Below are 20,577 nucleotides of genomic sequence, written 5' to 3' on the forward strand. Positions count from 1 at the left end.
TTATATATCTCAGTCTTAACTGAGTAGACCAAATAGAATCGCCGTCATCGCCAGTAAACCCGCAATCACCACAAACACATTGCTGATACGGTGACGATAAGCTTTTAGCGCAGGCACTTTATACACAGCATACATTGGCATTAAGTACAAAATCGCCGCAATCACTGGGCCGCCTAGCGCCTCAATCATTCCCAGAATACTTGGGTTTTTAATCGCAACGCCCCAAATGGTGGCAAACATAAACACGAGGATAAACTTGTTCAGCTTATTGTCACAGACTTGCTTATTGCTTGAGCGTAATTGCTTAACAATAATGCCCTTCATACCTTCAGTTGCGCCCATATAGTGACCAAAGAAGGAAGAAACAATCGCGATAAAGGCAATGAAAGGCCCGAAATAACTGACAAAACCGCTATCATGCACGTTTGCTAAATAGGACAAAATCGGCAGGTTCTTTGCCTTCGCTTCGGCCAATTGTTCAGGCGACAATGACAACACGCAGGAGAACACAAATAGCATCACAAAGCCGACTAACATCATCGAGGTATTACGCAGGATCACATCGGCCTTACGTGCAGCATTGCCGCCATGGTCGCGCTTAAGGGAAACCGAAAATTGCGAAATCGCCGGAGAATGGTTAAAGGCAAACACCAGTACAGGGATGGTTAGCCATACTGTGCCTAAAAAGGCGCCGGTTTCAGGCACAACTTGCAGTGCATCCATTTTCCATTCAGGAATAAGATACAAAGACATAAAGGCCAAAATTCCTACCAGCGGATATACCAGCAGTTGAGTCACCTTCAACATAAATTGCTCACCGGCTACCATCACGGCCATCATGCCGAAAATCAAGATACCAGAAAGCAGAAAACGCGGCGGTGATGCCATGCCCAATTGGTTGACGATAAAACTATCAACAGTATTAGTGATCCCCACGCCATAGATCAGCACAATCGGATAGATCGCTAAAAAATAGAGCAGCGTAATCGCCTTGCCCGCGCCAATCCCAAAGTGTTCTTCAACCACTTGGGTAATGTCACTGCCAGGAATGCTCGACGAACAAACAAAGCGTGAAAGACCACGGTGGGCCAAATAGGTCATAGGTCCGATGATGATGGCCATCAAGACTAAGGGCCAAAAACCACCCATACCCGCATTGATAGGTAGAAAGAGAATGCCCGCCCCCACAGCGGTACCAAATAAACTCAGCATCCAAGTAGTATCTTGGCGCGTCCAAGGTAAGCGTCTTGTTGTGCTTTCTTGCGTGCTTTGAGGTGTTTCTAAAACACTGATCGCATCTTTTTGCATAGTAAAATTACCTTACGGTGAAACCGCATAAAAAATTCGGCGTAAGGATAGCGAAAAAGCTTAAGCAAAAGTTGATCTAAAACCATTTTAAGTAATGGAATTTCAAATAAAGCTGGGATTGAGATCTAGATCTATGAATTTATGTAATAAATTTTCAATGGCGCATCAAAGTGATCACAATTAATCACCAAGAAAGTACAGTAAATTTACCCTTAAGCCTAAATGGCGACATTACTCTGTCGTCGATAAAAGCCACAAAAACGCGCTAAGTCGCAAAAAACCGATAAATACAACAAAGCTCAAACAACCACTATAAAAACTTGAACTAGATCACTAGCGGCATTGTTAAATTTTTACATTTTGTAACGTTGAACAACCTATAAAAAGCCCACCCAATAAAAAGGCCCACCTAAGTGGGCCAATGAATCACCACCCGACTAGCGCAGCATTATTGGGCTTTTTGCAGCACCAACTCAGTGGTTGAGACTACGGCTGGCGCAATATCAGCTTCCTTAAACAGTAAAGGACGGAAACTCTTACTGCTGGAATACAGATTGCTTTGGTCGGTAAACGAAGGCGACAGTATATTGCTCGACTCAGAATAAGTGAGTATGCCGCGCGCAACAGGGCCCTCATCGGTAAAGCTCACCGCCATCATCCAACTTGAACCATAACGTATTTGATATCCCTTCGCCGTTAAGCCAGAACCCATGGCTTTGCCTGTAACGACGTCCATCAGAGGCGCATATTTATGTTGTGGAATTAACGTATCGTCGCCTGATAAGCTAGTTGAAAACACGTTAAAACCACCCTCAGCGTTGTGACTCCCTGGCCAAGGTAGACGCGCTCCGCTGGCAGTGCCATCGGGAAGAGACTTCTCGACAAACTGCACATCACCTAGCGGTGCATCTAAAGCAAAACCTGCGGCTTCTAAATTCAGCGCCGCATGAGCAAGCGCCACTAATGCACCGCCGTCGGTAGCCAGTGTATTCGGAGTGGTCGCCGCATTCGCGGGATCAAATCTCTTGGTCAGCATCGTCTTTTGATTAAACTGATGGGCAAATTCGCGCAGTAAGGCGCCGCCTTTGCTGTCATTATCTTGCTTACCATTCCAGGCTTTTAACGCCGCACAAGCTGAGGTGAGATCTTTTGATAAACTGGCAGACACTACCACAGGCGTACTGCCTTGTGCCTCACATTGGGCAATTAATGCCGGCAAGACCAGTTCAGCCAAGTAACTACGATTTGATAATACGGCAGCCTCCAACTCTTGGAGATTGAACTTACCATCGCTGCCTGCCGCATCCTGCATTAGCGTTAATCCCATACGGGTGCGCAGTGATAATTGCCCTGCTTCTGGGCCATACATAGGCGAGAAGTACGTCAGGGGCTCATTCAAGTTTGTTGACCAGAAGGAGTCATTGGAGTTTTGCACAAAGTCACTACGCTCCAGCTTAGGCGCACGTTCATAGGGCGTGGGGCCACTAAAGCTAAACAAGGAAGTATTACCCGGCAAAATAGTAAAGCCTGCTTTCTCTTTTGCCGCCTTAATATCGGGCGAAGTCTTTAACAGCACAACGGCAGACTCGGACAAACCGGGTACTGTCGAGTCGTCGATATAGAAGGCATTGCCCTCTTTATCGGCATACATGGTGTTGTTGAAAATAACCCCGTCATAGTCTTTAAAGGCTTGTTGGAATTCATCTTTATTGGTCGCTAGGTTCATGGCGAGCCAGTGATCGACAGGATCCATTGTCGCCATATTGGCATCTTGGAGCATAAAGGCACTGCCATCATCCCAACCAAAGGGCGCGAGCGTAGGTGGCGCTTCGACCATAGGGCCTTTCGCCGTGGTGTAAATATCCTTTTCAGCCACTAACATGCCCGCAGGACCAGCGTTCACTATGATAGAAACCGTCTCTTTATTGATCGGCATGGGCTTACCATCAAACAGATATTGCAATCTATCGCCCGAGACCAACTCAAGGTTGTACATCACAAAATGCTCAGCAGTTGAGAAGGTATGAGTCCAAGCTAAGTCTTTGTTAAAACCTATATTAATCGGGCCAGGCATCCCCACCAGCGAGCCCCCCATCATATCTAAATGCCCAGGGATGGTAATATGGGATTGCCAAAAACGCAGGTTACCCGTGTGCGGGAAATGCGGGTTGCCCAGCACCATACCGCGACCATTTTCGGTCTTATCTTTACCCAGTCCCCAGCCGTTAGATCCTAAATCCCGAGGATTGGTTTCTGGCGTGGTAATACGGGCTGCACGGGCTATCAATTTAGACTGCATATCGCTAACAAACGCGGTCTGCTCTTGGCTTGGCACAGGCCCCACGATACGTGGCATATATTCCTGCGCATCCCCAGGATTAGCGTAGAAAATCAAATCGAGGAAGTTAGCCGCTCCGGGTAACAATGCAATGGAAAACAAATAAGTGACCACATCTTCAGGCACGATAGGTTTTACCCAAGGTTGGCCGCCACAGAAAGGTTCTGCTGTTTGTTTACCCGCCTCCACATCCGCAAGATACTGGTTATAACCCGCGGTAAAACCTTGGATTAATGCACGAGAGCGTTCACTAAACTGCGGCCACTTAGCTTCGGCTTGCGCACGGATTTTTAAGGCTTTGTAGGCAAAATCGGAGATTAAGTTGCCATTATCTTCGGCGGTAGGTAGCCCTGTGGTGAAATCTATCGACGCATGGGGGCCAAAGTACATAGAGCGCTGGGAATTCGCCTTAATAAAACCATCGGCGAGTACACAGAGGTTGTCCTGCGCTTGTGCGTAACCGCTACCAAAACCTAGGCTTTCTAAATTGTCGGCTTGGATATGGGGTACGCCGTAGGTGGTTCGTCGGATATTGGCTTTGAGTAAGCCATTAGGGGCAAAGGTTTGCAGTTGGGTTTCAGGTTCGGTAGGTGGAGTACTATCTTCGCTATCGTTACAGCCTGTGAGCATCACCCCGCAGGCCATCCCCATCGCGATCATGAGTTTGTTGAATTTCATTATTATTATCTCTTAATTTTGGTTCCTTCAATGACATCGCTTTACTGCTTAAATCAGCTAACTTACTGAAGGAGCAATAATGGCATGTCGCTTCCTGATGCTCGGCTATGGCTATTTGCTCCCCAAACATTTGCTTTTACTGAGCTCTTTTTACTGAGTCATAGCAATGAATATGGCAGAATAGAAAACCCATAGGCGAGACACCTCCGACCATTTAAGCAATGATCCATATGAGCGTCCACTTTAAAAATCAAAATAAATAACTTATATGCAACAAAATATTATCAAGGTAATCGTTGGGTCGAAAAACCCCGTCAAAGTGAATGCTGCGACCAATGCGATGAAGCTGCTGTTTCCTGAATACCAGATTGAAACCCTCAGCATGGACGCACCTTCTGGCGTCCCCGCCCAGCCCATGACAGATAGCGATACCCGCCAAGGTGCAGTGAATCGCGTTAACTATTGCCAACGGCATACCGAAGCTGATTATTATTTTGCGATGGAAGGCGGCGTCGACCATTTCGAGTTTGGCCCAGCAACCTTTGCCTATATTGCGATTGCTCACCAGCAACGCTTAAGCATTGGCCGTGGCGCTCTGTTACCGCTGCCGATGCAGGTCTATCAAGCACTTGAAGCGGGTGAAGAGTTGGGTCATGTGATGGATAGACTGTTTAATACTGTCAATATCAAACAAAAAGGTGGCGCAATAGGCCTGCTCACCCACGGCCACGCTACTCGTGAAAGCAATTATACCCAAGCGATCATTCTCGCGATGGCGCCGTTTTTAAATCCCGAGATTTACCCATAAATTTGTTAATAAAATATTGCAAAACAACGTAAAGCCCGCTAATTTAGTTGTAACTTGCAACTAAATTATGCGATATAAGCCTAGCTAGCCCACCGGCTTGCAATACTCGTCAGGCTCAACGTTGCATAACGTAAAGGCGTTTAATTAAACTATGGCAAATGATTTAGACTCATCTAGCCAACTCCGGCAGCTCTCTCGCTATATGGTGAGGCATCTAGGCATGCTTAACGCAGCAGTCGGTGATTTACCTCTCTCCCCCGTGCAAGCCCATGCTTTGCTTGAGATCGGTAATCAACCGCAAACCATTAAAGATCTCGCCAGTAAACTAAGCATTGATAAATCCAATGCTAGCCGAGCAATAAAGCACTTAATCGATAAGCATCTCGCCCAGAGCCAAATGCACCCTAAGGATAGTCGTTGCCTTGTCGTACAACTGACGCCTATAGGTAAAAAGTTACTCGCAAAACTCAATAGCCAACAAAATCAGCTTTTTCAAGAAATCTTAGCGCAACTCACCTCTGATCAAATTCACCATATTGAGCAAGCCCTCATGCAGTACAACCAAGCAATAGATAAAGCCAAACAACAGTCAGGCTGCATAATTCGTGCAGCCTCAGCCGCCGATGATGCCGCCATAGCCCAAGTTATCCGCGATGTATCTGCCGAATATGGTTTAACCGCAGATAAAGGCTATAGCGTGGCTGACCCGACCTTAGATTGTCTAAGCCAGATTTATTCGCAAGCGGGTGCTCAATATTGGGTTGTTGAATATGAAGGTAGAGTCGTTGGTGGTGCAGGCATTGCCCCACTTGCCAATAATGCAGGCATTTGTGAACTACAAAAAATGTACTTTATGCCCGAAATCCGCGGTAAAGGCTTAGCTAAACGTTTAGCATTACTCGCTCTCGACTTTGCCCGTCAAACGGGTTACCAAAGCTGCTACTTAGAAACGACTGCGATATTAAAAGAAGCACTCAAGCTCTATGAACACTTAGGTTTTTCCCCTCTGAGCGCACCACTAGGAAATACCGGCCACGATGCCTGTGAGATCCCGATGTTATTACCATTGCAACCTAAATAATTCCATTTAGCAGACCACGGATGGTCTGCCAACCGAGTAAATCCTCGCTATATTCTTCGCTAAACATCCTGCCTGATAATAAGCGGCAATCAATGCCAACCAACACAGTTAATCACTTATTCAACTAAAATCAGTCTTTAATTCTCCTTATTAGCATAGAGTTTTAGTGGCTAACCATATTAAAATACACATAAAATCATTCAGTTAAATGATGTTTATTTGAAATAATTTTGCTGCATTATTGTTAAGCATTAAATAGGGAAGCATATGCTAAATTGGATTTTTGGTGATAATAATCTCACCCTGCGGGAAATATGTGTTAATAACGAGCTGTCTACAGCCAAGAAAATTCAAAAAATTAATAAGTACCTCGCCAATGGCGGTGATATTAATTTTATTGACCCAGATATTTCCCCCTGTAATGTGTTAGTCCCGCTTTCTCGTAGCCCTGAATCCGACCTCGAATTGATACAATATCTGCTGGATAATGGCGCTCAAATTGAATGCAATGGCTTTAGTGCCCTGCACGCAGCAATTGAGTTTAATAATCCTGAGTTGGTAAAGCTCTACCTCAAGGCTGGTGCTAACATTTACTATCAAAATCAATTTAATAACTGCTGGTTAAACTACTTATTTCATCCAAATCCTCAGTATATCTATCAAGATAATCAGCGTATTGCCATGATCGACCTCTTGCTTGAACTGGGGTTGGATATCAATCATTCAGTGAGTTTTTGGACCAATGGCGAGTTAAATCATCCCTTAGAAATCCTTTATGCTGAGCGCAGTAAAGATGTCTTTTTACATCTCATTAATAAAGACATTTATTTGGACATTGGCCAATTAAGCCTGATTGAAGAGATTATTTTTTCCAGCGACTTTTGGGGAGTTGAAGCCTTCGCGCCATTAGTAAAACGCTATCCTGAGTTTAAAAAGTCCCGTTATATTATGGCCAACGATAGCAGCTTTTGGGATGACGCCAATTTACTCGAACTCTGTGTCTATGCTAAATCACAACAATACACTGAATATCTGCTAGATCATTATCCGCAGCTCAAAGCCGACTCCCACGCAAAAAGTTTGCTCTATGCGGCATTGACCTCAGAATTTGACCTCAGAATTATCGAAAAATTGATTAAGGCGACCGTCGATATCAATCGCATCTATAGGATGACACCGCCTGACGCCGACCATTCCCCCGTGCTCAACCAATTTATTAATAACGCCCAATTTACCGATGTGAATCAACGGGAGTATATCTATCAAGCACTAGAGCTGTTGCTCAAATATGGCGCGGATCCCAATTCTGTATTTATGAATGCGGGTAAACCCTACGAAATGTTGGCCTGGTCGAACTTGCGACTATTGGTTTATCCGATGGTCGAGAAGAAAACCTTTCTACCTGAGTTTCTCGACCTCTTCATAAAATATGGTATGGATATCAATAAAAAATTTGGTGCGGTGGATGAACCAAGCTTGCTGACTATCTGCCAACGTGGTTCGGGTAAAGAAGAGCAAGCCACACTTATCCAAGTGATGGAATATCTGCTCACCAAGGGACTCGATTTAAGCCTTACCAATATCTACAACACTAACTATGTGTCCGCTGCGGCCATCGCCTGTCGAACCCAAGTACTTGAATGGCTGATTAACCAAGGCGGGGATATTTTTACCCATTGCGGCCATGATAATTCGCCTATTCTGCACAAGGCGATTTCGACCTACTGGTGGGACCAAATCACTGGCCCGATGCGGCGTAATACCGTGGAACTATTACTACGCCACGGAGCCAAAATTGAAGAGTTCTCTGTAGATGAACAATTTACACCACTGATGTGTGCCTGCTATTACGGCGCGCAGTCCTGCGTTGAAGTGTTACTCGAACATGGCGCCAACCCCAATGCCATCAATGCCGAAGACACCACCCCCGCCCTTTGCGCCGTGATGGGCGGCAGTTCAATTGAGTTTCCTCGCTTTGAGTCAACGGCGGTGCGGATCTTAAGACTATTGCAGCAATATGGCGCTGACTTAACCGTAACTAATAGTGTCGGTAATAACCCGCTAAACGTGACTATGGAGCAGGAATATAAAGAGATTTTCGAAGTACTACTGCAAATCGTCCCCTACAGTGAGTCCCAACTTGAGCAAGCTCTGAGTAAAGCTCAGCCACAAAGTTATTTCCAACGTCGGCTATTACAGAAACTAGGGCGTGAAATACCAGCAGCACCAACAGTTATCGACCATCACGTAGCGAAGCCAGAAGTCGCATCGCTTACTTCTGAATATGGCACAACCCATGTGGAGGCGCCAAAACCTGCACATACTCATAAAGCCAGATTAGAAGTCAGTGATGCGGCGGTGGATAGAAGCCAAATCCCGACGCTATTTGATCTCAAAAACAAAGTGCTGCATTTCTTTAAGCCGATGGCCAGCGATCCAAGCATCACGGCTCAACAGTTAAACTCGGTTAAAGAACAGGTGGAACTATTGATTGAAAAGCTCGACAACTTTAGCTTTTTCCGCAATCAAGCGACAAAAGCCGAATTTGAAGAAGGGGTTCAGGACTATCTCGATGAAATAGTTAATGAAATCAACAAAATTATCGGGGATGATTATCCCGCACTTACCGAAGCCTTAGTCGATTCCGTCTGGACGATTTTGCAATACTTTAGAGTAGAGATTGAAATCGAAACTGCGCTAAGAAAGCGCTTTTGGTAACAGTTAGCACCTTAGCAACCAACTAAACCAAGCATAAAGCCCCTACTTTGGGGCTTTATGCTTTCGAGGTTAAGCCTAACCGCGCATCAGCAGACTTAGCCGTCTATTCGCCAACATAATGGCTAAAGCTAAGGTTTAAGCATCAGAGGCTTAAACATTAGAGGCTTTAGCAAGCAGCAACTGGCTACGGATAATTTGACGGATCTGATTATGCAGTTCAAATACTCGAGCGCGATCATTAAGATTTAGCGATAGATTTTCCAGCATCACCAAATCCAAATTAAATTCGGGATAATGCAGCGTCATCGACATATAACCGGTTAAATAACCCGTATGACTGTATTCGACGATGCCATCGTCCTTATTGATCCTTATTCCATAACCATAACGCATATTCGGCCACAAAAATTGGATCTCGGTATACGCCGTTGTCATCCGCTGATAACTCTCTGGACTCAACAACTTGCCAGCATGTAATTGCTGCTGAAAGTCGGCATAAGTGGCCGCCGAGGCAATTAATCCACCAGCGGGCAATAACGCTTCATCAATTACCAGCTCAGCTGGTGCAATCACTTCGCTTTCCTGTAAACCAACGGCGAGTGAAGGCACTTTGGTGTGAATCACCTCAAGACTACCCAGCTCTGCACTCAAACCATTAAGCTGGTATCGCGCAGCAAATTGCGTCACCTGCTCGGCAAAGGGTTGGTGATTGACCTTTTCAAGCACTTGCCCAAGCAGTGAATAACCAAAGTTGGAGTATTCAAATTGGCTACCCGGTTCAAATCGATTGGCCTTACCTAGCTTATCGACACCCGATGTATGCGTCAGCAGTTGATGCAGCGTAATCCGCGCGTCATAACGACTGGGATTTAAAGCGTTTGCACTTGAATTTGTGCCCGCCACAACGGCTTTTAGTGCCTTGTTATCTCCCTTCGCATCACCAAAAAGGTAATGATTAAGCGTTTGAGTTAAATCGAGTTTCCCCGCATCAACCGCCTGTAATATCAAGGTTGCAGTGATTTGTTTAGAGAGCGATGCCATCACAAAGCGCGAATCTTTACTAATACCTTCACCCTTTTGCAATTCAAACAGCGGCTTACCCCGCTCAAGCAGGATAACACTGCCACTCAATGGCTGCGGCGAATCCTTGATCGCGGCTTGGATTAAGCTCTTAATCTCCCCAAGCTTAGATTCTGAAGATGCAGTTTGGCTTTCAAGCTTAACTGACTGACCGCCTTGCGCGCTTTCCGACACAATCGCAGTTTCAAACGACTCACCAACACTATTGGCACTTGGGAATAATAACAACCCCGATAGCAGGGAGCCGATAACACTCAAACGCATGGGTTATCCTTAACTTAATTAGGCAAATATTGCCTGATTAGAAAGCGGCCAGCTTATCATAAGTTTTCATAGTGTTGCGGCGTTTGAGATGAGCAATCAAAGTATGGATTGAGTTTTAAATATAAAGTCATTCACAAACCTTGATTGCCACTCGGCACCTATCTTTAGAGCAACCTCAATAACTATTCGCTTGAACGTAAGTATAAAACAGATTATGTTGTTGATTTTAAATGACAGGTAAAGATTTCAATTTGAATATTTGTTCTAAGGAGAGAGCATGTTTTTTACATTACTGTTTATTACCTTTGCACTATCTATAACTGTTTCATTGCTGGTTGTTTCAATTTTTAAAAAACCATTAGGCGAAATATTTTCTCGAATTATTCAAGATTCAATCAGTGCCGCTTGGCAAAAATACATCATTTTTGCCACATATGTTGTGGGCATCTCTGGTGGCGTTAGGATTTATGATTTAGAGCGTTACATTACCGCTCGACATAAAGATGTAGAGATTCTTCAGTTAACACTAGAACGTTGGACTATTGAGATTTATCGGACGATTATTGAAACGTTGCAAAGTATTGCATGGATGTACCTTATCGTATTTATATTTGCCCTTATCGCATATGTCATTGTTAGAGGCTTTGAACATAAAAATACTAACAAGCAAGTGTGACATGGCTACCAAGCAGAAAATTAATCAATCGCAAATTAAAAATTTATATATTGCACGATTAAAAAGAATGTTTACGGTGATATTCATAGTCACGGCATATGTTCTTATCGTTCGCGGTGCTATCAGTTTTTTTCACCCAAAACTTGGTGAATTACTTCTATTGGCAGACTATCTAGCAGATAAAGATGCCATGATTTGGCTAGTGGTACACATATCAATGCCAACTTATGATTTTCTAACTCAATCGATATGGGGCAATTCAACCACATTTTATACTCTGCTTTTATATGTATTCTTATTGGCTGTTTTTTTTACAAAAAATCGCACCATCAAAGACTCGAATAACCAATAAATCATTAGGTTAAATATCCCTATGAGCACTGAACTTATCCATGCAGTTAAAGCCAAGGATACACTTGCGGTTAAGCGCATTATTGCCAATGGCGCTGATCTTCAAGAGGTTGACGAGAATGGGATGACGGCACTGTTGCATGCCTGTGAGCTACAGTCTTTTGAATTGCTCAAACTATTGGTTGATGCGGGTGCCGATGTGAATCATCCAAATGCGCTGGGGTATCGTCCGCTCGATATTGCTTACTGGCAAGGAGAGTTTCGCATGGGATGCTATACCGCTGAGAGTCAGCGTATGATGAGCTATTTAAGCCGCCATGGCGGTAAATCCTTTAGCTAGATATCAAAAGCCCTATAAACAAAAATCGCGTTGGACTCCGCTGTACTAGCTTTGCCAAACGCGATTTTGTATTCAACTTACCGCTTAATCACCAAAGTCATCGAGCAGGATATTTTCAGGCTCGACCCCTAAGCTTTCAAGCATACGGATCACCGAGGAGTTCATGATTGGAGGGCCACACATGTAGTACTCGCAATCCTCTGGTGCCTTATGATGTTTAAGGTAATTTTCGTAAATCACATTATGGATAAAGCCAGTGTAACCCGTCCTGAAATAGCAAGGACAGCCACATCTTTTTGTGTTTTTCGGCACCTTCACCTAGGCTTTAAATTATCCTGATTTTGTCTGTGTGGAGTTTGCTATGACTTCGGCCAGAAGACAGTTAATTGATGCTAATGCAACGCCCTTCTATCATGTGATAAATCGCTGTGTCAGAAGGGCTTTTTTGTGCGGTGATGATAAGTTATCTGGGCGTAGTTACGAGCATCGACGTGGCTGGATTGTTGATAAAATCAAAGCCTTGTCCGCGATATTTTGTATCGATATTTGCGCCTACGCGGTGATGAGCAATCATTACCACTTAGTGCTTAAAATAGATGTCGATAAGGCCAAATCGTTAACGCAAAAAGACATTATCAGCCGTTGGTGCCAAATCACTAAAGGCCATGCTGTCGCGACTAAGTATATGAATGGCGATGCTTTAATCGAAGGTGAACGCATGTTACTCGATGGCTTAATTACCGAATGGCATGAGCGATTAAGTAGTATTTCTTGGTTTATGCGCTGTTTAAACGAAGAAATTGCCCGCAAGGCTAATCGTGAAGATGAGTGCAAGGGCGCGTTTTGGGAGGGGCGTTTTAAGTCGCAAGCGCTGCTAGATGAGCAAGCCCTGCTCGCGTGCATGATGTATGTCGATTTAAATCCTATCAGAGCAGGCATTGCTGACTCTTTGCAATCCTCTGATTTTACATCGATTCAGGAGCGAATTAACTCGCTAGATTCACCCAATAGTTCATTAGCCATCTCAACGCCACAAACTGACTCCGCAACCAATCAAGCTCATATTCTCCGCAAATCGTTGGTCCAATTCGATGGCGCAGCTCACCTGAATGCGCAAGTGGGCATCCCCTTTCATTTTGCCGATTATCTCGAACTGATTGATTGGACGGGTCGCGCCATCCGCCTTGATAAGAAAGGCTATATCGATAATCAACGGCCGAAACTACTCAATGAATTAGGTATTGCACCCGATGCGTGGCTCACGTCAGCCAAAGAGTTTCGTCGTCAATACAGTGGCATAAGTGGTCGATGGGATAGCATGTGCGCGTTTAAAAAGCAGCACAACAGCGGTAAATGGTGTAAAGGTAAAGCCTCAAGCCAAGCGTTACATCCTTAAGTTCATCACTACTCAGCGTTTAGGGCTATTTTTGTTTATCCGAAATAAGATAATTTTGCACAAAACATAGCTCGCTTTTGTCCCAAAACGAGCAACATATCTGCTTTAAAATAAACAGGCGACACCGATGTTAAACAGGTGAGTCATGGTGATTAGCGAGACGACCGTCCGCCCCCATGGCCGCTTTTTGGCATCCATGCCATCGCGGCATTCGTGAATCCATTCACATCAGACGGGGCGGTCGAGCATCCAAGGACGGACTTGCTGCGTGTCGGTGAGTCAATGCCATGGCGAGCCTATTCACATTGACTAATGTTAACAGCCACTTTTGCCACGTCTTTAAAGCAATCTCAATCACTATTCGCTTGAGGGGAAGCCGAAAGCAGATTATGTTGTTGATTTAAAATGGCAGATAGAATTATTGGTTGCCGTTTTCAATGGCTAAAGGCGTGTAGTAACTGAAATGGACAACTTTGACTATAAATTGGGTACGTTAAACGGGATACTCACAGGGCTATCCTATGTAAACAATAAAGCGAATCACGGCTATACGTTTGAAATCATTAAAATTGATGCATCAAAACCATTAGAGATTGCAACGGAAAATTATCTTAAGGGTTTTTATAAGGATGCCACGGTTAGCTTTAGTGAAATCATAGACTGGCGTAGTGAGATCAATGCAGCACTTCATGATTGGCTTTTTTCCTATCTCCTACCTACAACACCGAGCGGTTGCGGCTCAGCTTTTGCTTCTCTTAAGGATGTCGATAACGCCTTTTCAATGTCCATAAAAAGCTTTAGAGACGAATTTATCAAACAGATAAGTGATCAACTTGATGCGCTGCTAGAGGTCAAAAGGGTTTTAGCTGTTTCATTGATAACGGATGAATGGTATGAGATGGAATGGGTTGATTTTGCTATCGAGGGCAAGAAAGGAGTTGTATTGCTTCACTTGGGCGTTTCTGATTGATCTCCTTTAAATTTGCTTCACAGGAACAGGTTAAATATCCCTATGAGCACTGAACTTATCCATGCAGTTAAAGCCAAGGATACACATGCGGTTAAGCGCATTATTGCTAATGGCGCTGATCTTCAAGAGGTTGACGAGAATGGGATGACGGCACTGTTGCATGCCTGTGAGCTACAGTCTTTTGAATTGCTCAAACTATTGGTTGATGCGGGTGCCGATGTGAATCATCCAAATGCGCTGGGGTATCGTCCGCTCGATATTGCTTACTGGCAAGGAGAGTTTCGCATGGGATGCTATACCGCTGAGAGTCAGCGTATGATGAGCTATTTAAGCCGCCATGGCGGTAAATCCTTTAGCTAGATATCAAAAGCCCTATAAACAAAAATCGCGTTGGACTCCGCTGTACTAGCTTTGCCAAACGCGATTTTGTATTCAACTTACCGCTTAATCACCAAAGTCATCGAGCAGGATATTTTCAGGCTCGACCCCTAAGCTTTCAAGCATACGGATCACCGAGGAGTTCATGATTGGAGGGCCACACATGTAGTACTCGCAATCCTCTGGTGCCTTATGATGTTTAAGGTAATTTTCGTAAATCACATTATGGATAAAGCCAGTGTAACCCGTCCAGTTATCCTCTGGTAACGGCTCCGACAGCGCCACATGCCAAACAAAGTTGTCATTCTCAGCCGCTAATGCATCGAAATCATGTTGGTAAAACACCTCACGGGTCGAACGGGCACCGTACCAAAAACTCATCTTACGCTTGGTCTTTTTACTCTTTAGCTGATCGAAAATATGTGAGCGCATCGGTGCCATGCCCGCACCACCGCCGATAAATACCATTTCTGCATCGGTATCCTTCACAAAGAACTCACCGAATGGGCCAGAAATAGTCACCTTATCCCCCGCCTTGAGGTTAAAGATATAAGAAGACATCTTACCCGGTGGCACATTGGCCGATGGTGGCGTGGCAATCCGCACGTTAAGCATAATGCGGCCCTTTTCATCGGGATAGTTCGCCATTGAATAGGCGCGCAGCACATCTTCATTAACGGTGGAGACTAAGTCGAACAGGCCGTATTTTTCCCAATCGTCGCGGTACTTAGCCGGAATATCAAAGTCGGCGTACTTCACCACATGGGCTGGCGCTTCAATTTGAATATAGCCACCCGCCTTAAAGTGCACGTCTTCACCTTCGGGCAGTTTTAGCAATAACTCTTTGATAAAGGTGGCCTTGTTATCGTTTGAGATCACCTCACATTGCCACTTCTTCACACCGAAGATTTCTTCCTCTAGCTCAAGTTCCATATCGGTTTTCACCGCGACTTGGCAGGCGAGACGACAACCTTCTTTGGCTTCTTTTTTAGTGATATGCCCTTGTTCTGTTGGCAGAATATCACCACCGCCCGATTTGACTTTCACTCGGCACTGGCCGCAAGTACCGCCGCCACCACAGGCCGAGGGAATAAAAATATTCTTGCTCGCCAAGGCGCCAAGCAGCTTGTCGCCCGCGGCAACTTTAATGCTTTTCTCGGCGTCGTCGTTAATCCCGATAGTGATCTCACCGGTAGTCACTAATTTCTTTTTGGCGATAAGGATTACTATCACCAGTAGGCACACCACTAAGGTGAACATGCCTATGCCTATTGCCATTTCCATTCGATAACCCTTTTTCTAAACAGAATGCGGTTTTACTTTCTCAGCCACGCGTTACAGCGAGATCCCCGAGAAAGACATAAAGCCAAGTGCCATCAACCCTGTGGTAATAAAGGTGATACCAATCCCCTGTAAGCCTTCAGGAATCGCATGAAACTTCATCCGCTCACGCAGCCCTGCCAGCATCACAATCGCCAGCGCCCAACCCGTGCCCGAACCCATGGCAAACACCGCCGATTCGGCAAAGTTGTAATCACGGTTAGCCATAAAAATCACCCCGGCAAAAATCGCGCAGTTTACGGTGAGCAGTGGCAGGAAGATCCCGAGGGAGTCATACAGGCTTGGAATGTATTTATCTAAAAACATTTCAAGGATTTGCACTAAGGCCGCAATCACACCGATAAAGGTGATCAGTTGCAGGTAACTTAAGTCGATGCCAGGCATGCCCGCCCAAGCCAATGCGCCCGGTGCTAGTACCTTCGCATAGATCAGTTGGTTTAAGGGCACAGCTAAGGTCATCACCACGATAACCGCAACGCCTAAGCCGAAAGCGGTCGACACCTTTTTAGACACAGCTAAGAAGGTACACATACCGAGGAAGAACGACAGCGCCATGTTGTCTAAGAAAGTGGCCTGTATAAACAGATTAATATAGTGTTCCATATCCGCTCCTTAACCGCGTTTACGCTGGATCACGTTAATGCTCCAGATCAGCAGGCCAATCAGGAAGAAGGCGCTTGGGGGCAACTTAAACATCTCGTTAGGTAAGTACCAGCCGCCGTTTTCAACCGTAGTCAACACGCTATGGCCAAACAGATTGCCCGTGCCTAATAGCTCACGCACAAAGGCCACACTGATCAGCACCAAGCCATAACCCGCCGCGTTACCCACGGCATCGACCACAGCTAAGTGCGGTGGATACTTCATCGCAAAGGCTTCTGCGCGGCCCATGATGATACAGTTAGTGATAATTAACCCAACAAATACAGAGAGTTGCTTAGATAGTTCGTAAGCCACATCCTGCAATACCATGTCGACGATAATCACCAAGGAGGCAATCACCGTCATCTGGGCAATAATCCGCACACTGTTAGGGATAAAGTTGCGAATGGCGGAGATAATCAGGTTAGAGAACACCAGTACGAAGGTTACCGCCAGTGTCATCACCACGGCCGTCTGCATGGAGTTACTCACCGCCAGCGCCGAACATACGCCCAGCACTTGCATCGCCACTGGGTTATTGGCAAATACAGGGCCTGCTAGCATGTCCCGCATGGATAAACTGTTGCTCATTTTGCACCTCCCAACTCACCTTGCTCAGCCGATGCCTTTAATTGGTTGAAGAAGGTTTGGAAACCCTCGACGCCAAACCAAAACTCCATTGCGCGCTGTACGCCACGGCCTGTCATGGTCGCGCCACTCACAGCATCAACACCGTGGATATCACCCTCTTTGGCGCCGCCTTTCACGAGGCGCATCGCAAACTTGCCTTTTTCATCAAAGAGTTGTTTACCCTTCCACAGGGATAACCAATGTGGGTCAGTCACAAAGTCACCGATACCAGGGGTTTCACCGTGCTCGTAAACCACCATGCCTTTAATAGTATTAAAGTCAGGCTCGACGGCCACGTAACCGTAGATCATCGACCATAGCCCTTTACCGTAGAAAGGCACTACGACGCTGGTTAATTTGCCGCTATCATCGAATACTTTAAACACACGGGCATCGTTAGCACGGGTTTTAATCTTAGCGATATCCTTTTTAGGAGCGCTTGAGGTTTCTGGGTTAATCGCTGCCATACGCTCGTCAAAGTCGAGTACATTGGCATCAGAGTCCACTTTGCCTGTGTCGAGATTAATCAATAATGGCTTAACGGATTTAGCAAAAATCTCTCTAAACTCATTACCTTGGCCAATATTCACATCGGCCGCCATCAACACATAACGTTGTAACTCATCGCGTTTTTTTGCGAGCTTACGCTCTTTCAATACACCTGCGGTACCGGTGATCATAAAGGAGCACAAAAGGCAGAGCGTGATGGTGAAGATCATGGTCCCCACCACAGTATCTTTCTTAAATACCATGACGTTTTACTCTCCGTTTGATGTTGGCACGGGCCACCAGATAATCGAACAGCGGCGCCCACAGGTTGGCGAACAGGATGGCTAACATCACGCCTTCTGGCATTTTGGGGTTAGCCACACGGATAAGGATTGTCATAAAACCAATCAAGGCGCCGTAGGCGAACTTGCCTTGGCGGGTATAAGAGGTCGTCACTGGATCGGTCGCCATAAACATCATCGCGATAGCAAAACCGCCCGTGACTAAGTGCCATGTCCAAGGCATTGCCATCATCTGGTTAGTGCTTGAACCAATCACATTGAACAAGGTTGCAGTGGCAATCATGCCCAGCATTACACCAGCCACGATGCGCCAGTCGGCTAAACGGGTAATAAGCAGCAATAACCCACCGAGCAACACGGCGAGCGTGCTGGTTTCACCAATCGCGCCCACGGTAAAGCCGAAGAAATTATTCCACCAGTTAGGGTCGCTAAAGGCGCTGTACCAAGCGTAATCGGCAAATTGCAGCTTACCGGCAGCGGCTTGCGCTAGGGCTGTCGCGCCAGAAAAACCATCCACGGCAACCAGTTGCTTAACGGTTGTCACTTCTGAAGGATAGGCAAAATAGATAAAGGCCAAGCCAGCTAATGCGGGGTTAAGGAAGTTATATCCCATACCACCAAACAGCTCTTTGGCTATCACTACCCCAAAGCTAATCCCCATTACCACCAGCCAAAGCGGAATCGAAACAGGTAAAATCAGCGTAAATAACAAGGCTGTGACGAAGAAACCTTCGTGCAATTCTTGGCGACGCACCTTGGCAAACACCACTTCCCAAAACAGGCCTGTCAGCAATGCCGTTAAGTAAATCGGCAGATAAAAACTTAAGCCGTAGAGGAATAAACCAATCACGCCCGTCTCGGCACTTAAGCCACCGCTTAAAGCGTTAAACAGCGCGAGTTTCCAGGTTTCTGGCGTCGTTAAGCCGCTTGCTAGTGCGAGCTGAGCCTGTAAGCCCACGTTATATAAGCCAAATAAAATGGCGGGTAATAAACAAAGGCCCACTAAGGTCATGGTACGTTTTACGTCAATGGCGTCACGCACGTGCACTTGTCCCTTAGTGCTGCGACCACTGGCGATCACCAATGAGCGCACAAAGCCCTTCATCGATTTACCCGTGGCGTAGTAGTCGTCCTGTAAATCAGGTTTTTTAGGTTGTGTCGTCATTAACCTTCCCTCTCGATAACATCTAGACAAGCACGTAGCTCTTTACCGAAGTCATACTTGCCAGGGCACACAAAAGTACACAGGGCCAAATCTTCTTCATCTAACTCCAATGCGCCTAACGCCTGCGCCTCATCGGTATCTCGCACCACTAAGTCACGCACTAGCAGAGTAGGTAAAATATCCAGCGGCATTACGCGATCGAGCTGACCAAAGGCCATCATGGCGCGCTGAGAGCCGCCTTGATGGGTGGTAAATTCGAAGGATTTAGTCAGGCCAAATAAACGGGAAGTCACTGCGCGAGTGATAGAGAATTTGTCCGAACCGCCACGCACCCAAGGCAATACTTGGTGCTGTGCATCTTCGGCGAGAACCGATACCTGGTTGTGGAAGCGGCCTAAAAAGTCATGTACGCCTTGGGCGGTATGGCCCGATAACACTGAGCCTGACACCACACGGTTATTACCGGGTTTAATCTCATCGACCACTAAGGCGCTCAGCTCTGCCCCTAACTGAGTGCGCAGTAAACGTGGATTAAGCACACTTGGACCACCTAAAGCCACCACGCGGTCGGTATAGAGTTCACCTGTTTGGAACAGCTTGCCGTAAGCGATCACATCTTGATAGCCGATGTGCCATACCTGACGCTCAATGCTCACGGGCAAGGTAAAGTGAATATGAGTTCCGGCTAATCCGGCTGGATGCACGCCAGCAAAACGGCGCACTTCAACCTTTGGTAAATCAGTACCGACTAAGGCTTCGCCCTTATCTTGGCAAAGGTAAACCTTGCCTTCGGTTAAATGACTCAGTACCGCTAAGCCTGCCTTAAAGGCATCGCGCTGCTCGGCAATAATCAACCTAGGATCGGCGGCGAGTGGATTGGTATCCATCGCCGTCACGAAAATACCTGCAGGTTTGCTATCTAACGCGGGAACACGGGAGAAAGGACGGGTACGCAGCGCAGTCCACAGACCACTGTTAACCAATTGCGCCTGAACCACCTCGGCAGAAAGTGCCTGTAAATCGGTGTGGATATCGAAACGGATCTGCTCATCGGCGTCTAAGCCATTGCAGCGGATCACCACGGATTGTAAGACTCGACGCTCGCCACGGTTAATTGCCACAATCTCGCCACTGGCGGGAGCGGTAAACAGTACGCCCTTTGTTTTTTTATCTTCAAACAAAGGTTGGCCTTTTTTGACCTTATCGCCGACTTCCACCAACATCGTCGGTTTTAAGCCAACATACTCCTCACCCAACAGGGCCACTTGGGATGGCCTATTACCGGGTTCGATGATAGGCCTAGGCTCACCCGAAATCGGCAAGTCGAGGCCTTTTTTGATCGTTATAACTTGGTTTGAAAAATCTGCCATCACAAATATCAACCATGAAAATTTTTAGATAAATTTAGGGTAGATGTTTGTTAACAGATAATCCGATAGTGGCGTCACATTCCGCTGCAATTTCGTAAGTAATATACGTAAAATTGCATTATTTTGTGATAAAGATCGAGTCAGATTCTGAACAAAAACTTCAAATGTAGTTTTATAACAAATAATTCATAATTACGTCATAACTGTTTTAGAAATAACTTAACTATATAAAAACAGACAAAAATCCCCCTC

General features: G+C 45.8%; 18 protein-coding genes and 1 pseudogene. 9 read left to right on the forward strand and 10 right to left on the reverse strand.

Features of this window, described 5'->3' with window-relative positions; translation table 11 throughout:
• Positions 1 to 15: 15 nt before the first annotated feature.
• Together JM642_RS16440 and JM642_RS16445 are read right to left on the reverse strand one after the other, a co-directional pair.
• Positions 16 to 1,308, reverse strand: coding sequence for an HAAAP family serine/threonine permease (locus JM642_RS16440; RefSeq protein ID WP_037414617.1), 1,293 nt, complete (start codon positions 1,306 to 1,308; stop codon positions 16 to 18).
• A 448-nt stretch (positions 1,309 to 1,756) separates the two neighbouring features.
• Complete coding sequence (locus JM642_RS16445; protein WP_203432164.1) at positions 1,757 to 4,324, reverse strand: acylase; 2,568 nt, start codon at positions 4,322 to 4,324, stop codon at positions 1,757 to 1,759.
• A gap of 268 nt (positions 4,325 to 4,592) precedes the next feature.
• Between JM642_RS16445 and yjjX the strand changes: the two genes are divergently transcribed.
• The 3 genes from yjjX to JM642_RS16460 all read left to right on the forward strand — a co-directional run bounded on the left by yjjX (position 4,593) and on the right by JM642_RS16460 (position 8,931).
• Positions 4,593 to 5,132, forward strand: coding sequence for an inosine/xanthosine triphosphatase (yjjX, locus tag JM642_RS16450; RefSeq protein ID WP_055647393.1), 540 nt, complete (start codon positions 4,593 to 4,595; stop codon positions 5,130 to 5,132).
• A 151-nt stretch (positions 5,133 to 5,283) separates the two neighbouring features.
• Complete coding sequence (locus JM642_RS16455; RefSeq protein ID WP_203432165.1) at positions 5,284 to 6,213, forward strand: bifunctional helix-turn-helix transcriptional regulator/GNAT family N-acetyltransferase; 930 nt, start codon at positions 5,284 to 5,286, stop codon at positions 6,211 to 6,213.
• Positions 6,214 to 6,480: 267 nt separating this feature from the next.
• Positions 6,481 to 8,931 (forward strand): ankyrin repeat domain-containing protein, encoded by a 2,451-nt coding sequence (locus tag JM642_RS16460; protein WP_203432166.1) that lies wholly within the window; start codon positions 6,481 to 6,483, stop codon positions 8,929 to 8,931.
• A gap of 150 nt (positions 8,932 to 9,081) precedes the next feature.
• Here the strand turns inward: JM642_RS16460 and JM642_RS16465 are convergent, their stop codons facing one another.
• Positions 9,082 to 10,275, reverse strand: coding sequence for a serine hydrolase domain-containing protein (locus tag JM642_RS16465; protein WP_203432167.1), 1,194 nt, complete (start codon positions 10,273 to 10,275; stop codon positions 9,082 to 9,084).
• Between the two features lie 277 nt (positions 10,276 to 10,552).
• Here JM642_RS16465 and JM642_RS16470 point away from each other — a divergent pair, with 277 nt between their 5' ends.
• The 3 genes from JM642_RS16470 to JM642_RS16480 are packed head-to-tail and all read left to right on the forward strand — an operon-like array spanning position 10,553 to position 11,642.
• Positions 10,553 to 10,951: a hypothetical protein gene (locus JM642_RS16470; protein WP_144346605.1), complete on the forward strand. Its 399-nt coding sequence runs from the start codon at positions 10,553 to 10,555 to the stop codon at positions 10,949 to 10,951.
• Position 10,952: 1 nt separating this feature from the next.
• Positions 10,953 to 11,303 (forward strand): hypothetical protein, encoded by a 351-nt coding sequence (locus JM642_RS16475; RefSeq protein WP_203432168.1) that lies wholly within the window; start codon positions 10,953 to 10,955, stop codon positions 11,301 to 11,303.
• A gap of 21 nt (positions 11,304 to 11,324) precedes the next feature.
• Positions 11,325 to 11,642: an ankyrin repeat domain-containing protein gene (locus JM642_RS16480; RefSeq protein WP_239000458.1), complete on the forward strand. Its 318-nt coding sequence runs from the start codon at positions 11,325 to 11,327 to the stop codon at positions 11,640 to 11,642.
• 84 nt (positions 11,643 to 11,726) lie between these two features.
• Here the strand turns inward: JM642_RS16480 and JM642_RS16485 are convergent.
• Positions 11,727 to 11,906, reverse strand: a pseudogene (locus tag JM642_RS16485) (NADH:ubiquinone reductase (Na(+)-transporting) subunit F); the annotation flags it as partial.
• 97 nt (positions 11,907 to 12,003) lie between these two features.
• On the opposite strand from JM642_RS16485, the gene JM642_RS16490 reads away from it, so the two are divergent.
• From JM642_RS16490 to JM642_RS16500, 3 genes are all read left to right on the forward strand, one after another.
• Complete coding sequence (locus tag JM642_RS16490; RefSeq protein WP_203432169.1) at positions 12,004 to 13,038, forward strand: transposase; 1,035 nt, start codon at positions 12,004 to 12,006, stop codon at positions 13,036 to 13,038.
• A gap of 463 nt (positions 13,039 to 13,501) precedes the next feature.
• Positions 13,502 to 14,008 carry a hypothetical protein gene (locus JM642_RS16495; RefSeq protein WP_239000459.1) on the forward strand — a complete coding sequence of 169 codons (507 nt, stop codon included), beginning with the start codon at positions 13,502 to 13,504 and terminating at the stop codon, positions 14,006 to 14,008.
• Between the two features lie 42 nt (positions 14,009 to 14,050).
• Positions 14,051 to 14,368, forward strand: a complete 318-nt coding sequence (locus JM642_RS16500; RefSeq protein ID WP_203432170.1) for an ankyrin repeat domain-containing protein — start codon at positions 14,051 to 14,053, stop codon at positions 14,366 to 14,368.
• Between the two features lie 84 nt (positions 14,369 to 14,452).
• On the opposite strand, the gene nqrF is transcribed toward JM642_RS16500, so the two are convergent.
• The 6 genes from nqrF to JM642_RS16530 are packed head-to-tail and all read right to left on the reverse strand — an operon-like array spanning position 14,453 to position 20,325.
• Positions 14,453 to 15,670: an NADH:ubiquinone reductase (Na(+)-transporting) subunit F gene (gene nqrF, locus JM642_RS16505; protein ID WP_069453452.1), complete on the reverse strand. Its 1,218-nt coding sequence runs from the start codon at positions 15,668 to 15,670 to the stop codon at positions 14,453 to 14,455.
• A 51-nt stretch (positions 15,671 to 15,721) separates the two neighbouring features.
• On the reverse strand, positions 15,722 to 16,330 hold the full coding sequence (nqrE, locus tag JM642_RS16510; RefSeq protein WP_011071187.1) for an NADH:ubiquinone reductase (Na(+)-transporting) subunit E: 609 nt from the start codon (positions 16,328 to 16,330) through the stop codon (positions 15,722 to 15,724).
• A 9-nt stretch (positions 16,331 to 16,339) separates the two neighbouring features.
• Positions 16,340 to 16,960: an NADH:ubiquinone reductase (Na(+)-transporting) subunit D gene (locus JM642_RS16515; protein WP_011071186.1), complete on the reverse strand. Its 621-nt coding sequence runs from the start codon at positions 16,958 to 16,960 to the stop codon at positions 16,340 to 16,342.
• On the reverse strand, positions 16,957 to 17,751 hold the full coding sequence (locus tag JM642_RS16520; protein ID WP_047539897.1) for a Na(+)-translocating NADH-quinone reductase subunit C: 795 nt from the start codon (positions 17,749 to 17,751) through the stop codon (positions 16,957 to 16,959). Before JM642_RS16520 ends, JM642_RS16515 begins: the two co-directional genes overlap by 4 nt.
• Positions 17,741 to 18,955 carry an NADH:ubiquinone reductase (Na(+)-transporting) subunit B gene (locus JM642_RS16525; RefSeq protein ID WP_203432171.1) on the reverse strand — a complete coding sequence of 405 codons (1,215 nt, stop codon included), beginning with the start codon at positions 18,953 to 18,955 and terminating at the stop codon, positions 17,741 to 17,743. The genes JM642_RS16520 and JM642_RS16525 overlap by 11 nt, the downstream gene beginning before the upstream one ends.
• Entirely contained in the window at positions 18,955 to 20,325 is a 1,371-nt protein-coding gene (locus tag JM642_RS16530; protein WP_203432172.1) for a Na(+)-translocating NADH-quinone reductase subunit A, read from the reverse strand. Before JM642_RS16530 ends, JM642_RS16525 begins: the two co-directional genes overlap by 1 nt.
• Positions 20,326 to 20,577: the final 252 nt, after the last annotated feature.

Source organism: Shewanella sp. LZH-2, from assembly GCF_016859145.1.
Taxonomy (GTDB): domain Bacteria; phylum Pseudomonadota; class Gammaproteobacteria; order Enterobacterales; family Shewanellaceae; genus Shewanella; species Shewanella xiamenensis.

What these genes read in the sequence shown, in the direction of transcription:
- JM642_RS16440 (WP_037414617.1), bottom strand. Translation starts at nt 1,308, where the DNA reads ATGCAAAAAGATGCGATCAGTGTTTTAGAAACACCTCAAAGCACGCAA.
- JM642_RS16445 (WP_203432164.1), bottom strand. Translation starts at nt 4,324, where the DNA reads ATGAAATTCAACAAACTCATGATCGCGATGGGGATGGCCTGCGGGGTG.
- yjjX (WP_055647393.1), top strand. Translation starts at nt 4,593, where the DNA reads ATGCAACAAAATATTATCAAGGTAATCGTTGGGTCGAAAAACCCCGTC.
- JM642_RS16455 (WP_203432165.1), top strand. Translation starts at nt 5,284, where the DNA reads ATGGCAAATGATTTAGACTCATCTAGCCAACTCCGGCAGCTCTCTCGC.
- JM642_RS16460 (WP_203432166.1), top strand. Translation starts at nt 6,481, where the DNA reads ATGCTAAATTGGATTTTTGGTGATAATAATCTCACCCTGCGGGAAATA.
- JM642_RS16465 (WP_203432167.1), bottom strand. Translation starts at nt 10,275, where the DNA reads ATGCGTTTGAGTGTTATCGGCTCCCTGCTATCGGGGTTGTTATTATTC.
- JM642_RS16470 (WP_144346605.1), top strand. Translation starts at nt 10,553, where the DNA reads ATGTTTTTTACATTACTGTTTATTACCTTTGCACTATCTATAACTGTT.
- JM642_RS16475 (WP_203432168.1), top strand. Translation starts at nt 10,953, where the DNA reads ATGGCTACCAAGCAGAAAATTAATCAATCGCAAATTAAAAATTTATAT.
- JM642_RS16480 (WP_239000458.1), top strand. Translation starts at nt 11,325, where the DNA reads ATGAGCACTGAACTTATCCATGCAGTTAAAGCCAAGGATACACTTGCG.
- JM642_RS16490 (WP_203432169.1), top strand. Translation starts at nt 12,004, where the DNA reads ATGACTTCGGCCAGAAGACAGTTAATTGATGCTAATGCAACGCCCTTC.
- JM642_RS16495 (WP_239000459.1), top strand. Translation starts at nt 13,502, where the DNA reads ATGGACAACTTTGACTATAAATTGGGTACGTTAAACGGGATACTCACA.
- JM642_RS16500 (WP_203432170.1), top strand. Translation starts at nt 14,051, where the DNA reads ATGAGCACTGAACTTATCCATGCAGTTAAAGCCAAGGATACACATGCG.
- nqrF (WP_069453452.1), bottom strand. Translation starts at nt 15,670, where the DNA reads ATGGAAATGGCAATAGGCATAGGCATGTTCACCTTAGTGGTGTGCCTA.
- nqrE (WP_011071187.1), bottom strand. Translation starts at nt 16,330, where the DNA reads ATGGAACACTATATTAATCTGTTTATACAGGCCACTTTCTTAGACAAC.
- JM642_RS16515 (WP_011071186.1), bottom strand. Translation starts at nt 16,960, where the DNA reads ATGAGCAACAGTTTATCCATGCGGGACATGCTAGCAGGCCCTGTATTT.
- JM642_RS16520 (WP_047539897.1), bottom strand. Translation starts at nt 17,751, where the DNA reads ATGGTATTTAAGAAAGATACTGTGGTGGGGACCATGATCTTCACCATC.
- JM642_RS16525 (WP_203432171.1), bottom strand. Translation starts at nt 18,955, where the DNA reads ATGACGACACAACCTAAAAAACCTGATTTACAGGACGACTACTACGCC.
- JM642_RS16530 (WP_203432172.1), bottom strand. Translation starts at nt 20,325, where the DNA reads ATGGCAGATTTTTCAAACCAAGTTATAACGATCAAAAAAGGCCTCGAC.